This window comes from Pseudomonas psychrophila HA-4 (genome assembly GCF_000282975.1).
Taxonomy (GTDB): domain Bacteria; phylum Pseudomonadota; class Gammaproteobacteria; order Pseudomonadales; family Pseudomonadaceae; genus Aquipseudomonas; species Aquipseudomonas psychrophila_A.
The window spans coordinates 1-13,611 of record NZ_ALJC01000018.1 but is presented as its reverse complement, the minus strand read 5'-3'; the positions used below and the strand labels follow the sequence as shown (position 1 = coordinate 13,611).

The following is a 13,611-nucleotide window of genomic DNA, read 5'->3' as shown; positions in this document are numbered from 1 at the left end:
GCCGCGTACCTGAGGGCACAGCCTTACTGCTCCAGCGGCTCGTAAGGCTGGAAGAAGTCCGAGCCCATCCAGTCCGGCGTTTTTTCATCTAACCACGCCTCGCCGCGCACATAACTGGCAGGTGAGTTCATATCGCGCGGTGGGTCATAGACCGCCACATCCGGGTAAGGGAACACAGGCCGTGCAGGCCCATCACTAGTGGCCGGCATCGCCAGAATGGCATCGGGCGCTTGGTCTTTTTCGACCCAAGACATCAGTGGCGTCAGCAGATCGATCCGGCTCGGCCCCTCACCGCCCGCACAGTGATAGACACCGGGCAGCAGGTAAAAACGCTCAAAGGATTGAACCTTAGAAGCACCCATTTGGGCTTCCATCGCCTGCTGATAGGCGATGCTATTCAGCGGCGAGACATACGGATCCGCCCAGCCGTGCCACAAGATTAGCTTGGCACCCTGATCGGCAAACGCTGAAAGGTCGGGGTTGGTCGCGTCGTACAGCGGATGCAAGGCACGCAACCGATCAAAGGTGCTGCGATCAAGCGGCAGGTCAGCCAGTTTGGTCTCGGGACCGGGGTTGTGCTCGAACGACAGGTTGCGCAATACGTCCAGCGCCGTCGCTTCGCTGTACGTCTGCTGATCGGCGCTGAACGGTACAAACACCCCGGCCCACGCCAGCTCAGAACCCGGCAGCGGGCCGCCGATGGTCATGCGTTCGCCAGTGGTCGGCTCATGCGGGCCGTCGTAAAGACGCCGCGCAGCCGTGACTTCTTGTTCGGTCAGGCAATTTTCGGTGTCGGTGGCTGACGCCTCGCACTGCACCGTGGCCGGGTCAAAATGACAGGCACGCGGGTCGCTGATCAGCCCATCGACCTGCCCGTCGAGGCCATCGCATTGCTGCAACACGGCCTTGTGCAAGATGGGCAAGCGCGAGGCAATCAAAATGGGTTTGCCCTGCTCATCTTGATTGGAACGCGTCTGCCATGCATGAAAGATTAATTTCTGCACTTGAAAGTTAGACGCCGGTGCGCCCGCGACGATCCCATTGAAGTCATCCGGGTAGCGCTGAGCTTCCATCAACGCTTCACGTCCGCCATCGGAACAACCGCTGAAATACGCGTAAACCGGCTGTTGGCCGTAAAACACAGCGGTGAGTTTTTTCGCCGTAACGGCGGTCAGATGAACCCCGCGATAGGCAAAATCGGCGCGCTTTTGCGGGTCGTCACCAAAGTGGTGATCGGTAAAGCGATGGCCCATGTCGGTGGAAGCCAGCACAAAACCACCGTTGTTCAGAGGCGTACATCCATCGGCGGCCCCCACTTGCAGCGAAAGGCGTCCGCAGAGGCCACCACAACCCACTTGCAGGTAACGCTGCGTCCAGGTCTGCGTGGGCAAAAGCACCTTGAAGACGATACTCGGCGCCAGCGTACCCTGCACTTCACAGGCCTCGATGCCATTGTTGGTGGTCTCTGTCGCAGACGTTACTTGGCTGCCCTTGCCGCCAATGTCTTGCAAATCGACCTTGGTCAAGGTCGCGCAACTGACCACTGGTTTAACCACGCTCAGCGCTGCAATGTCGCCAGCTTGAGCGGTGTTGGAAAATACATTGGCCGCCAGTATCAGCACAAGGATCAACGGTGACATGGCAACTCCTGGATCGCGGAACATCACTGAAACGAATGTCGACAGCGGCTACAGACTTCATGAGCAACCTACTCTCAATGGGAGTCTGGTTTGCCAGCGATGCAGACGACACGGGGGCTCGTATACAGCATTGTTCCAATCACGGGCAAGCACGCTTCCACAAGGTCTGAGCCGTCATCCGGTGACTTGGCTCGGCCAGACGCACATTGATCAGGTCATAGGGCGCACTGTACAGCTCGCCCTGGGCAAGATCCGACTCAATCGAGGGGTTGAGTTACTAGCTGGAACTATGCGGACGCGGCATCTGGTGATCGGCTAGACGTTCGCGGGCCTCTCGCAACGCCGCGTCGACCGCGTCGTCACCGAAAGCCAAACCTTGCAAGTAGACAAAATGGATATCGAACAGCCCGAGGGTGTTGAGCACCAACCGCAGGTAATCCGTTAAAAAATCGGGTTGGCGCGCCCGCTCCCCCTGATGGAAACCGCCTGACCCGACCAGCACATACACCGGGCGATCAGCAAGCAAACCGGTTTTACCTTCTGCACCCGAGCTGAAAGTGCGATGGATGCGCACTACGTAGTCAACCCACAGTTTCAGGGCCGCAGGCAGAGTGAAATTGTGCAAGGGCGTTGCAATCAGCAGGATATCGCTACGTTCCAGTTCACGAATCAGCGTTTCAGATACCTCGAACACTGGCGCCTCAAAGGGGGTAGGTGTGACTAAAGCGGCCCCATATTCAAGGCCCAATGGGGGCAAAGGGTGTTCGCCCAGATCGCGTCTAATCAGTTCCAAGTCTGGATACTGCGTGTGCAAAGCGGCTACATACTCGTGAGCCAATTGATTGGCATGGGAAAAACGGCCGTAGGGGCTCGCGTTGATCAGCAGTGCAGTTTTCATGCGCGGTTCTCGTTGAGTGTCTGTGTGAAGTGCATGCCCTTGGCCAGCAGCCCTTGCCTAAAGTAAAAGCGCTGCGCCAAAGCCATGTGTAATCCGGTATCCAGAACCAAGTTTTCACACTGAAGGCGCACGGCTTCTTCGCGGACTGCACTCAGCAGTGCTGCCCCCAGGCCTGAACCCTGTCGCTCTGGACTCACGACCAGATCATCGAGGTACACAAAACGCCCGTAGATCAGGTTTTCTGTCGTGCGATAGCCCGCAAGCCCGACTAGCGTTTGCCCGTGCCAGGCCGCTAACAAGCGATAACCCTGATGGAACTGGCGCAATAGCTGCGCCACATAGCGTTGAGGATCGCAAAGGTGTGGGCGCAAAACCCGCATCAAATCAAAACTGGCGTGTAAGGCGGTTTCGTCTTCAATGTGTTGAAGCGTGTAGTCCATGTTCGTCAGCCATAGAAGAAAAGATGGACTCACTGTAGGGCTGCCATGGCTAATGACCTAGAGCCAAAAAACACTTAAATAGCTAGGCCATGTTAGATGAAAGGTGATCGGGGATTCGTCGGTTTGAGGATAAACGGATAGCCAGAATGAAAGCACTTTGAGACTATCCGCCACCATCGTAGCGACTCATCTAGGGAGGGAAGGAAGTGACAATAGCGCTGTACCAGTTGGTAATTATTCTGACGTTAATTTTGGCACGCTACTTAGGACCAAAGTGGTTATTGCCCGTCGGCATTATCTGGACGGTTGTGACCGTGTTCACCCAGTTCTTGCCCCCTGTTGTCGTTTTTCAACTGGCCGTGATTTGGGGCACGTTCTGGCTGCTCAAACGCTCAGCAACACCGACACCTGCGCAACAGAGCGCAGCGGGCACTGCACAATCTGCGTCCAGACCCGCCAAAGCGAAAGCCAAAGCCCTGCCGCCCCCCATCATAGGTCGGGAAGACATCAATTACGGTGAGATTTTCTGGCGACCGGATGAGCCCGAGGACGAGCCGATAAAGGATCTGACGACCGATCTTGCCTATCACAAACAAGAGGTCAGCACCGCCACAGACCCGATGCTGGCGCTGCAACGTCAGGAACGAGAGCATATTGAGTCGATGCTGGAACGGGCCGAAAAGCACCATCAAACAGCATTGAAACTGCTGGAAGATGAGGCATTCAAACAGACCTATGAAGAAGCGTATGCGATGTATGACGCGCTGCTGCGCGGTGACAAGACCTCTGCGCCCATTCCCTGCACAGACTTCAGCCGCCCTGCCGCACATGCCATCGCACCGGTAGACGCAGCCATTCAGAGCACCTTTGAAATCACCGCCAATGAGTATTCAGTGTTCCTGAAAACCACGGTTGTGCGCTTGCAACAGCGTAAAGGGCTACGCGAGCTGTTTGAAAAAGAAATGCACCTCGCGGGTGGTTCAGACGTCTTGGACCGTATCAAAAGCTTTGAGGCCGGTGACGAATGGCGCTACGCAGACAGGCGCAAAAAGAACCGCGGTACGCTCGCTGACCGGCAAGTAAAAATCTGATCCACAGACCTGCGTTAACAACACAACGGCCTCACTCACCTGCCAACGCGCGGATGAGTGAGGGCTGAGCGCACGATCAATCCTATCGTTTGAGCAGCTTGCTCGCATTGACCCCGCCAAACCCGAACCTGTCGGCTTAGACTTTGACCTGAACGTCACTGTCTGAGCGCTTATCGGCTTTTTCACAGCAACATCCCTGTAGGCAAGCTCGCGCCTACAAGGAACGCCCGCAGTTGCGGCGGCTTAAATCAGCGCCAATGCCTGCGCCAGATCCGCGCGCAAATCCTCAACCCCTTCAACGCCGACCGACAACCGCACCAGCCCATCACCGATGCCCAATTGGGCCCGGGTTTCGGCCGGAATGCTGGCATGCGTCATGATTGCTGGGTGTTCAATCAGGCTTTCTACCCCGCCCAGGCTTTCGGCCAACGCAAAGATCTGCACGCTTTCAAGGAAGCGTCGGGCACCCGCCAGGTCAGTGTTCAAGTCGATGGAGATCATCCCGCCAAAGCCGTGCATCTGCCGACGCGCCAGTTCGTGTTGCGGGTGTGAAGGCAAGCCTGGGTAGTAGACACGCGAAACTTGCGGCTGGCGTTCCAGCCATTGCGCCAACTCCAGCGCATTGCTGCAATGACGCTCCATACGCAGGGCGAGGGTTTTCACGCCGCGCAAGGTGAGGAAGGCATCAAACGGCCCAGCAATCGCACCGACCGAGTTTTGCAGGAAACCCAGGCGCTCGGCCAGTTCGGGGTTTTGCCCAACAATGGCGATGCCGCCAATCACATCAGAGTGGCCGTTCAAGTATTTAGTGGTCGAGTGCACCACCACATCAAAGCCGAGCTCCAGCGGGCGTTGAATCCACGGGCTGGCGAACGTGTTGTCGGCCACGCAGATGATGCCCCGTGCGCGGCAGATGCGCGCAACGGCCGCCAGATCGGTGAGGCTCAGCAGCGGGTTGCTTGGCGTCTCAACCCAAACCATCCGCGTGTTGTCTTGCAGCGAGGCCTCGAAGGCCGCAAGGTCAGTCAGGTCGACAAAGCTGAAGCTATGCCCGGCGCTGCGTTGGCGTACCTTATCGAACAGGCGAAAGGTGCCGCCGTACAAGTCATTACCCGAGACGATGTGCGAACCCGCATCGAGCAGTTCAAGCACGGTCGAAATGGCCGCCAGCCCGGATGCAAAAGCGAACGCAGCGCTGCCGCCTTCGAGGTCGGCAACACAACGCTCAAGTGCAAACCGAGTCGGGTTGTGCGAGCGCCCGTAGTCAAAGCCCTTGTGAACACCGGGGCTCTCTTGCAGATAAGTGGAGTTGGCATAAATAGGTGGCATCAGCGCCCCGGTGGTTGGATCCGGCACCTGCCCTGCGTGGATCACTCGGGTGGCAAAAGCGTGGGGCGCGCCCGTTTCATCGTGTTGACTCATACAAGGGATCTCCGTAAGTGATTGAGCAGGTCGACGCGGGTAATCAGGCCGTGAAAGCCTGAAGCGTCAGCAATGATTGCGACCAGCCCACGGTCAAGCTCGGCTTGAAGCTCAGCCAAACTGGCGCTCGGTGGCAAGGTGTGCAGCGTGTCTGCCATGGCGCTGGCGACGGTCAGTCTAAAGTGCGAAGCGTCTTCATGCATACCCAGCAGAATGTCGGATTCATCAATCACTCCGATCAGCTGTTTGCCGCCCACCAACACGGGCAATTGCGACACATCGGCCAAACGCATGCGCTGGAAAGCCGTGAGCAGCGTGTCGTCCGGCCCTACGCTGATTACTCGACCGTCTTCAAAGCGTCGAGCAATCAGGTCACGCAAATCGCCGTAATGCGTGTACGGCAACAGGCCCTGATCCTTCATCCATTGGTCGTTGTAAACCTTCGACAAGTAGCGGGTACCGGTATCACAGACAAAACTGACAACGCGCTTGGGCTCGGTTTGTTCACGGCAGTAACGCAGTGCGGCAGCGAGCAAGGTGCCCGTCGAAGAGCCGCCCAAAATGCCTTCGGCACGCAGCAATTGCCGCGCGTGATCAAAACTTTCTTCGTCGCTGATCGAATACGCATGGCGCACGCTGGACAGGTCGCAAATCGAGGGAATGAAGTCTTCACCAATGCCCTCAACCGCCCATGAACCGGCCTGGCCAATGATGCCGCTTCGGCTGTATTCGGCCATCACAGAACCCTGCGGATCGGCGAGCACCATTTCTAGGTCCGGTTGCACACGCTTAAAGAAACGGGTCAAGCCGGTCAACGTCCCGGCAGAACCGACCCCGACGACAATCGCATCCAGATCGTGCTGGGTTTGTGCCCAAATCTCCGGCGCGGTGCTGCATTCGTGGGCCAGAGGGTTCGCCGGGTTATTAAATTGATCGGCGAAGAAAGCATCGGGAATTTCCGCAGCCAAACGGGCGGCCATGTCCTGGTAATACTCTGGATGGCCCTTACCCACATCCGAACGGGTGATGTGAACTTCGGCGCCCATCGCCTTGAGGTGCAATACCTTCTCGGTGGACATCTTGTCCGGCACCACCAACACCACCCGATAACCCTTGGCGCGACCGACCAGCGCCAGACCTAGGCCAGTGTTACCAGCGGTGGCCTCAACGATGGTGCCACCGGGGCGCAAACGCCCGTCACGCTCAGCGGCATCGATCATTGCCAGCCCCACCCGGTCCTTGATCGACCCTCCAGGGTTTTGCGATTCAAGCTTGAGAAACAGCGTACAAGGCCCAGTATCAAAGCGGCTAACGCGCACCAGCGGCGTATTGCCGATCAATTCCAGAACAGCAGGTTGAGCATTGTTTGGCATGGAGTCACTTCCCGTGTTTTTGCACTGGATGGACAGCGGCTGGCGGCAACGTCCTGTTGCGCCAAACGCCGGTAAATCTCCTACGACCATAGGCCGGGATACCCCTGGCCGCAACCTTGCATCAAGGTGTGCCAGCTCGCTGCTCCAGCGGGTTATGCGCGGTTTACCTAACGCGGTTGGCCCTAATAAGAACAACAACCCCCAGCACAGCGGAGAGAACAGAGCCCATCAATACGCCGACTTTGACCTCATCGACCAAGTGCGCGCTGTCCGGGAATGCCAGCGCTCCAATGAAAAGACTCATCGTGAAGCCAATGCCACATAGGAGCGAGACGCCATAAAGCTGAAACCAGCCGCACTCCTCAGGCAGTTTCGCGAGGCCTGCGCGAATAGCCAGCGCGGCCAGACCAAATACCCCGATTTGTTTACCGAGTAGCAGCCCCAGGGTGACGCCTAGCGGCACCGGGTCGACCAGGTTATTGGGGGAAACACCGGCGAGGGAAACCCCGGCATTAGCAAAACCAAAGATGGGGACAACGGCGAACGCGACCCACGGGTGCAGTTTTTCTTCCAAATAAAGAAGCGGGGACTTTCTTTCATTGTTCGAGTCGCCCAGTGGAATGCACAGGGCAAGAATGACGCCCGCCAAGGTCGCATGAATACCGGACTGGAGCATGAAGAACCACAGCAGACCACCCGCGATCAGGTAGGGAAACAGCCGCGTCACACCGCAACGGTTGAGTATCACCAGAAAAACAATCACGGCCAACGATGCCAGAAGCATGCTGACCGACAAGCCACTGGTGTAGAACAACGCAATGATAAGCACCGCACCCAGGTCATCAAGAATCGCCAAGGCGGACAAAAAGATTTTCAAGGAAAGTGGGACACGCTTACCGAGCAGCGCGAGCACGCCCAGCGCAAAGGCGATGTCGGTGGCAGCGGGAATGGCCCAGCCGCCCAAGGTTTCACTGTTACCCCAGTTGATAGCGATGTAGATCAGCGCAGGCACAAGCATGCCACCTAGCGCGGCGAAACCAGGCAGCGCACGCTGGCTCCAGCTCGACAACTGGCCGATCAGCATTTCGCGCTTGATCTCAAGGCCGACCAACATGAAGAAGATAGCCATCAGGCCATCATTGATCCAATGCTCAATCGAAAGGCCAGCCACGTTGATGTGCAATGTCGCGAAGTAACTCCCAGCCAAAGGCGAGTTGGCAACGATAAGTGCTGCCAAAGCAGAAGCCATCAGTATCAAGCCGCCGGCTGATTCAGCAGCGAAGAAACGCGAAAGAAATGCAGCAGCGGAAAGTGACGCGCGATTGTCGCGGGTATTTTGCTGACGTGAAGGATCCAGGCTCATAGGCACGGTTACTCCGCGCGGCGGCCCGACCTGCGCTGAATTAAACCTGCCCTCCCGCGTTTGCGGTGACACCCTGCGCGGCATTCTACACGAGCCGCCTTGCAGCGGGTGATCCACGCGTGCGTGGATACCTGATACCTGAGGCGTGGTCTTGGGATCTTTTTAAAGAACCGCTAGCTTGTACATCGCTCGGGTTATGCGGGCTCGGCCGCCAGGCTATTACTGACGTTACGCCCCAGCACGAGCACCGTCATAAAGCCACAACCCACCAGAACCGTAGCCAGACTCAACAACGCCGTGCTGCCCATCTGATCAACGATCTGCCCGCCGAAGAACGAGCCCAAGGCGATGATCACTTGGAACAAGGCCACGAAGAGAGGCATGCCGCGCTCGACATCTTTGGGCGCGACGACAAACATCCAAATACTGGCACAGGCCGGGAAGGCGCCGAAGGCGAACCCCCACAGCGCGATCAGCATCACTGCGCCGGTCATGCTGGTGGCGTAGTAAGGAAACAACGCCGTGCTGGTGCCGATCATCAGTGCGACCAGCAACAGGGTGTAACGAACACTGCGGTTGGCGGCAAAACCGGCAAATATATTGCCCATGACTCCGGCCACGCCATAGAGCAGCAGCAAGGAGCCAATAGTCGGCCCGTCGAAACCGGAACTGTTTTTGAAGAAAGGGGCGACATAGGTGTACGCAGCAAAATGTGCCAACCCAATCAGTAAGACGGCGATCAACCCGACTCGCGATTGCGGGTTGATAAACAAGGCCGGTAGGTCGCTGATGCGAATAGCCTTATGTGGGGTGAGGCGCGGAAGCAAAAATATCTGCGCCAGTAGCACCGGCACACCTACGAGCGCCGTGACCAAGAAGGTCATGCGCCAGCCCATCAAGCCACTCAGCCACGTGCCCACGGGCACACCCAGCACGGTGGCCAAGGTCACCCCGACCATGATGATCGAGGTGGCTTGAGCAACGCCCACCCCTTTGGGGGCCAAGCGACCACTGAGGGCGATGGCCGTCGCCCAGAAACCACCGATGCTGATGCCCAGCAGTACACGGCCGAACAGCAGTAAATCAAAGTCGCTGGCGTAAGCCACCACCAAGTTGGCGATGATCATTATCAGGGTCAGGCCGATAAGCAGATAGCGACGGTCCATGGTGCCAATGCCGACAGACAGCACTGGCGCAGCGAGAGCGGCCATGATGCCGGGCAGCGTCACCATCAGTCCGGCGTGACCGGCGCTGATGCAGAGGTCGCCAGCGATGTCGTTGAGTACGCCCACCGGAAGAAACTCACTGGTCACCAAGGCGAAGGCCCCAACGGCGACCGAGAGAATCGCCAGCCACTGCTGTTTGACACTCTGTTGATTATGTTCGGGCAGGCCGCTAGGGGCCTGGCTGGCGCTTGGCATTGGGTAGGATTCCAGAAGGGATGCTGCCTGAAAACAGGCGGATGGCGAGAAGAAATTAGAGGCGATTATAGAAGTCAGTTTTGGCGATTAAACAGACGACCCCTTCGATAGTCATCATCAGCACAATCAATGAAACGCCCTGAGCAGAGCGTCAGCTACCTGATTGCGCTACCCGCTCGGCCACGGATCGAGGATGACGTCATGCCCCGCCACTGACCATGACCACGCAGATGTGAAGCCGACCTCCCCACTCCGACAATTCCGATTATTTGGCCGCGTAGGCGCCTTTGTAAGTTCCGGACGCGATCTGCGCCAGCATCTCTGCTTCTTTTTGCTCAGTGCCCAAGCACCGTTGCAGGAGTTCTTCTGCTTGCGATGCAGGGAAAGCCACAATGCCATCGTGGTCACCGACAACGATATCTCCGGGCGAAACCACCATAGCGCCAATACTGACAGGCACGTTGATTTCGCCAGGCCCGTTCTTATAGGGGCCACGATGGAACGCTGCCCGGGCAAACACCGGGAAGGCACTCTTGCCAATCGTTGCCAGATCACGAATAGCCCCATCGACAACAATGCCTGACGCGCCGCGCTTTTCAGCGATCGCAGCCATGATGTCGCCCATCAATGCCCGGCTGATATCCCCCCCGCCATCGACGACTAGAACCTGGCCCGGGCTCAGAATTTCCAACGCTTGATGGATAGCACGATTATCACCGCACGGGACTTTTACCGTCAGGGCCACCCCGACCATCGTGCCTTGGATACGATGAAACGGTTTGAGTGGAGCCCCGGGAAGACGATCCAGGCAGTCGCTGATAATCGACGTAGAGGTACGGGAAAAAGCGGCCAGCAACGTCGCTAATTCTGAAGTTGAATCGATAGCGCTCATGGGTGTTCCTCAGGTGATGTGTGGCTCTGAGGATAAAGACCCTGACAAATAGAAAAAGCGATATTATCGGATGCCCAAACATGCCCAATTGGAATGTTAATGATCAATCTTCGGCAACTGCTTGCCCTGCACTGGATAGAACGTCTAGGGACTTTCGAACGTGCGGCAGAACACCTCAATACAACGCAGTCAGCCATCTCCAAGCGAATACAGGAACTGGAGGCGTCAACTGGCCTGCAAGTGTTCGATCGTTCGCAGCGTGGCGCACGCCTCACCGCGACCGGGGAAGAGTTGCTGGTGATTGCTCGGGAAATGCTCATCTTGGCCGAACGGATCACTTCATTGAAGGACGGAACTCACGTTGTTACCCGAAGACTCAGACTGGGCGTAACAGAGCTGACGGCGCTGACATGGCTGCCTCGGCTGATTGCCAGACTGGTGAACGACTTTCCAGGACTTACCGTGGAGGCTGAAGTCGATATGAGCCGCAACCTCCATGAAAAGCTGATGGATGATCTAGTGGACCTCATCATCATCCCGGACACATTCACCGCACCCGAGATCACTTCGGTCCCGTTGGCCATCGTTGAAAACGCGTGGATGGCTGCGCCCGGACTGATCGGGCACGCAGGGGTAGTCGGGCTTGGCGAATTGGCCAAATACCCCTTACTGGTACAGGGCAAAAAGTCGGGATCCGGCTTGTTCGTCAACAAATGGCTGGGGACGATGGGCATCGAGCCTCCCAAGGTGCTGTCCTCCAACAGCCTGACGGCCATGCTCGGGCTAACCGCTGCTGGGTTAGGCGTTACTTACCTTCCACTGGAATGCTTTCGCCCGCTGGTCGATGAAGGCAAATTAACGATCATAATCACCGACCCGCCATTGCCTCCTGTCCCTTACAGGGCGATGTATCGAAATGATCGGCCTTCAGCTTTCGTCAGCGAAGTGACCTCTCGGGCTGTCGAACTGTGCGACTTTACGCGGCAACTGCAAAGCTGAGAAGGAGCAGACAGTTATGCTCCTTCTCAGGCGGGACGACTGCATCAATTCAATCAGCACGCGTGAGCTGGCGAAAGCTAAGAACATCGTCCGCCAGCCATCGAGCATCAGCAACAGGTTAACCCCCCTGGGTTGGATCAGGCGCTGATGTTTTAGCAAAACCGGATAGCCCTTTATTTTGCTGAAGGGGTAGCCGCAGCGGGTGCTTCAGATGGCACTGTCACGGGAACCGACGGAAATGATGTTGGTGTAGCGGCTGCACCACTGGGCGGACTGATCGGTGCCGCTGCAATAGCCTGCAAGCTGGATGCATCTGCCGCTGCACCAGCCACGCTGCAGTTAAAAGCCATAGAGACTGCAATCGTGACCTTTGCTCCAGGAGTAGTTGCATTGCTGTAAGCCAGAATGCCAGTTTTTCCTGCTTCGGCAACGCTTGCTCTGCGGCGTATAGCTGCAGCCTGAGTGAAGTTGTCATCCATAGACGCTTGCAAGGCATTAGAAGACCCAGAAATGCCTGACCAAGCCGTGGACGCGGCGCCACTTGTGATTGGCGCTAATACAGCTCCTGCAAGCGTGCCCACAGCAGCTGTAGCAAAACGACCTCCGGCAATGTACTTACCACCCCGATAGAAATAATCCTGTGTCTCACTGCAGTAGGTCATCGCATCCGAGTACGCTTTGTTAGCCGCTTCGTCAGTACAGGCTTCTTTACAAGGAGATTTTTCTTTCCATGGCCATTTCGGTGTCGGTGCAAAATCCCCAACACAACCAGATAGCAGAGCGACGCAAGTCAAAGCGACGAACAGTTTTTTCACGGTAATCTCCAGCCATTCAAGGATGAAAAGATGGCATGTGGCTATCTGGCTGAATCTGAATATAGATTACCGTTTGGGGCCTGCACGATTTACTTCGTTTTTTTGCGCTCCGGTACGTATTAAGGCAGGCTCACCCCAGCTGACATCAGCCGACTGCGAGCTGAGCTGGCACGCGTCAAAAATGGAGCGCGACATTCTGGAAAAGGCGACGAGGTACTTCGCGAAAGCGTCCAACTGAAACACGCGTTCATTTTTACTCATCAGCTTTTCTGGCCTTTCGGCGTGCAGTGTCTTCGGCAAAGGTTAAAGACGTTTCCTGAGTTGAGGGCCACGGCGTGCGCCCCGCCGCACCGACCCGACCCGACCCGACATCCAAGCTTCGAACGCCAGAACCTCGTCGCCCAGAATAAAGTCGCCCGATTGCAGTAGTTCCTGCCAGCGCGCAAAGATCTGAACCGAGAGATCCTGAGCCTGTTCCTGTACGTTATTGCACTTGATCATGACGCGCACTCCTGGGCATGAACAGGTTGGCAGTCAGGACAATCAGCAGTAGTGCGACCGCACTGACAACAGCGGTGAGCGTCAGGGTCTGGGAGTAGCCGATAATCCCGCCGACCACACCGCTGCCCAAATAAATAAAGGGGTGCGCGCCGCTGGTGACGAAGGTATCAACCGCCACGACTTTGCCCAGATCCTTCTCCGGGGAAAGTGTCTGCATGGCGGTTGCCCAGCCCGTGAGCCAGGAGGCTTCGACGATACCGACGAATGTCGCCCCCAGAATAGCCATCCATGCCGACGTACCCAGCCCGAGCAACGCCATGGCACCCGCCAGAAACAGCCCGCAAATGACCGCAAGCCCCAACAGTCGCTCATGCCCCGAAGCCACCACGGTGACAACTGAGCCGACACACGCGCCGAACCCCGATGCTGCCAGGCAATAGCCCCACATTTCTTCGCTGAAGCGATGACTGATCGCGTAAGGTGCAACCACTAGAAAAATCGGAAAACACAGAACGTTCAGCACCAGCGTCGCGGCAAACCCCAGCAACAGCGTCGCGTGATTGATAACCACAGTGATGCCATTGAGCGCTTCACTCAGCGAGAACTTTTCTTCTGATTCATGATGGCCAACATTCGGCAACTGAGCGGTGTAAATCGCAGCGCAGAAGAAGGTCAAGCCATCGATCAGTATTCCCCAGACTGGCTCCCACAGAATGAACTGCCCCCAAAAAGTTGGACACCCATCCAACTTTTTGG

The 13,611-nt window shown here is 56.9% G+C and carries 12 protein-coding genes and 2 pseudogenes; 3 read left to right on the top strand and 11 right to left on the bottom strand.

The genetic code is table 11. From position 1 onward, the window contains the following. Positions 1 to 23: 23 nt before the first annotated feature. From B347_RS0101880 to B347_RS0101870, 3 genes are all read right to left on the bottom strand, one after another. Positions 24 to 1,640: a tannase/feruloyl esterase family alpha/beta hydrolase gene (locus tag B347_RS0101880; protein WP_019408019.1), complete on the bottom strand. Its 1,617-nt coding sequence runs from the start codon at positions 1,638 to 1,640 to the stop codon at positions 24 to 26. Between the two features lie 277 nt (positions 1,641 to 1,917). Next, the gene (locus tag B347_RS0101875) at positions 1,918 to 2,538 is read right to left on the bottom strand and encodes an FMN-dependent NADH-azoreductase (protein WP_019408018.1); all 621 of its coding nucleotides are present in this window, start codon (positions 2,536 to 2,538) and stop codon (positions 1,918 to 1,920) included. Beyond that, positions 2,535 to 2,978 carry a GNAT family N-acetyltransferase gene (locus B347_RS0101870; protein ID WP_019408017.1) on the bottom strand — a complete coding sequence of 148 codons (444 nt, stop codon included), beginning with the start codon at positions 2,976 to 2,978 and terminating at the stop codon, positions 2,535 to 2,537. Before B347_RS0101870 ends, B347_RS0101875 begins: the two co-directional genes overlap by 4 nt. 227 nt (positions 2,979 to 3,205) lie before the next feature. Between B347_RS0101870 and B347_RS0101865 the strand changes: the two genes are divergently transcribed. After that, positions 3,206 to 4,069: a hypothetical protein gene (locus B347_RS0101865; RefSeq protein WP_192812344.1), complete on the top strand. Its 864-nt coding sequence runs from the start codon at positions 3,206 to 3,208 to the stop codon at positions 4,067 to 4,069. Between the two features lie 243 nt (positions 4,070 to 4,312). Here B347_RS0101865 and B347_RS0101860 read toward each other — a convergent pair whose 3' ends face one another. From B347_RS0101860 to B347_RS0101840, 5 genes are all read right to left on the bottom strand, one after another. Next, a complete protein-coding gene (locus B347_RS0101860; RefSeq protein ID WP_019408015.1) occupies positions 4,313 to 5,491 on the bottom strand; it encodes a cystathionine gamma-synthase in 1,179 nt (392 codons plus the stop codon). Next, positions 5,488 to 6,864, bottom strand: a complete 1,377-nt coding sequence (locus B347_RS0101855) for a pyridoxal-phosphate dependent enzyme (protein WP_019408014.1) — start codon at positions 6,862 to 6,864, stop codon at positions 5,488 to 5,490. The genes B347_RS0101860 and B347_RS0101855 overlap by 4 nt, the downstream gene beginning before the upstream one ends. A gap of 163 nt (positions 6,865 to 7,027) precedes the next feature. Continuing rightward, positions 7,028 to 8,227 carry a Na+/H+ antiporter NhaA gene (nhaA, locus tag B347_RS0101850; RefSeq protein ID WP_019408013.1) on the bottom strand — a complete coding sequence of 400 codons (1,200 nt, stop codon included), beginning with the start codon at positions 8,225 to 8,227 and terminating at the stop codon, positions 7,028 to 7,030. A 194-nt stretch (positions 8,228 to 8,421) separates the two neighbouring features. After that, positions 8,422 to 9,648, bottom strand: coding sequence for an MFS transporter (locus B347_RS0101845; protein WP_019408012.1), 1,227 nt, complete (start codon positions 9,646 to 9,648; stop codon positions 8,422 to 8,424). 265 nt (positions 9,649 to 9,913) lie between these two features. Further along, positions 9,914 to 10,540 (bottom strand): RraA family protein, encoded by a 627-nt coding sequence (locus B347_RS0101840; protein WP_019408011.1) that lies wholly within the window; start codon positions 10,538 to 10,540, stop codon positions 9,914 to 9,916. A gap of 99 nt (positions 10,541 to 10,639) precedes the next feature. Here B347_RS0101840 and B347_RS0101835 point away from each other — a divergent pair, with 99 nt between their 5' ends. Then, positions 10,640 to 11,539, top strand: a complete 900-nt coding sequence (locus B347_RS0101835) for a LysR family transcriptional regulator (RefSeq protein ID WP_019408010.1) — start codon at positions 10,640 to 10,642, stop codon at positions 11,537 to 11,539. Between the two features lie 173 nt (positions 11,540 to 11,712). Here the strand turns inward: B347_RS0101835 and B347_RS26515 are convergent, their stop codons facing one another. After that, a complete protein-coding gene (locus B347_RS26515; protein ID WP_157786875.1) occupies positions 11,713 to 12,354 on the bottom strand; it encodes a hypothetical protein in 642 nt (213 codons plus the stop codon). 123 nt (positions 12,355 to 12,477) lie between these two features. On the opposite strand from B347_RS26515, the pseudogene B347_RS25725 reads away from it, so the two are divergent. Beyond that, positions 12,478 to 12,645, top strand: a pseudogene (locus B347_RS25725) (IS3 family transposase); the annotation flags it as partial. A 12-nt stretch (positions 12,646 to 12,657) separates the two neighbouring features. Here the strand turns inward: B347_RS25725 and B347_RS26645 are convergent. Continuing rightward, on the bottom strand, positions 12,658 to 12,855 hold the full coding sequence (locus tag B347_RS26645) for a hypothetical protein (RefSeq protein ID WP_019408007.1): 198 nt from the start codon (positions 12,853 to 12,855) through the stop codon (positions 12,658 to 12,660). Then, positions 12,839 to 13,611, bottom strand: a pseudogene (locus B347_RS0101815) (MFS transporter); the annotation flags it as partial. The gene B347_RS26645 and the pseudogene B347_RS0101815, both read right to left, overlap by 17 nt.

Excerpts from the sequence above, each read along its gene's own strand:
- B347_RS0101880 (WP_019408019.1), bottom strand. The coding sequence starts at position 1,640 with ATGTCACCGTTGATCCTTGTGCTGATACTGGCGGCCAATGTATTTTCC.
- B347_RS0101875 (WP_019408018.1), bottom strand. The coding sequence starts at position 2,538 with ATGAAAACTGCACTGCTGATCAACGCGAGCCCCTACGGCCGTTTTTCC.
- B347_RS0101870 (WP_019408017.1), bottom strand. The coding sequence starts at position 2,978 with ATGGACTACACGCTTCAACACATTGAAGACGAAACCGCCTTACACGCC.
- B347_RS0101860 (WP_019408015.1), bottom strand. The coding sequence starts at position 5,491 with ATGAGTCAACACGATGAAACGGGCGCGCCCCACGCTTTTGCCACCCGA.
- B347_RS0101855 (WP_019408014.1), bottom strand. The coding sequence starts at position 6,864 with ATGCCAAACAATGCTCAACCTGCTGTTCTGGAATTGATCGGCAATACG.
- nhaA (WP_019408013.1), bottom strand. The coding sequence starts at position 8,227 with ATGAGCCTGGATCCTTCACGTCAGCAAAATACCCGCGACAATCGCGCG.
- B347_RS0101845 (WP_019408012.1), bottom strand. The coding sequence starts at position 9,648 with ATGCCAAGCGCCAGCCAGGCCCCTAGCGGCCTGCCCGAACATAATCAA.
- B347_RS0101840 (WP_019408011.1), bottom strand. The coding sequence starts at position 10,540 with ATGAGCGCTATCGATTCAACTTCAGAATTAGCGACGTTGCTGGCCGCT.
- B347_RS0101835 (WP_019408010.1), top strand. The coding sequence starts at position 10,640 with ATGATCAATCTTCGGCAACTGCTTGCCCTGCACTGGATAGAACGTCTA.
- B347_RS26645 (WP_019408007.1), bottom strand. The coding sequence starts at position 12,855 with ATGATCAAGTGCAATAACGTACAGGAACAGGCTCAGGATCTCTCGGTT.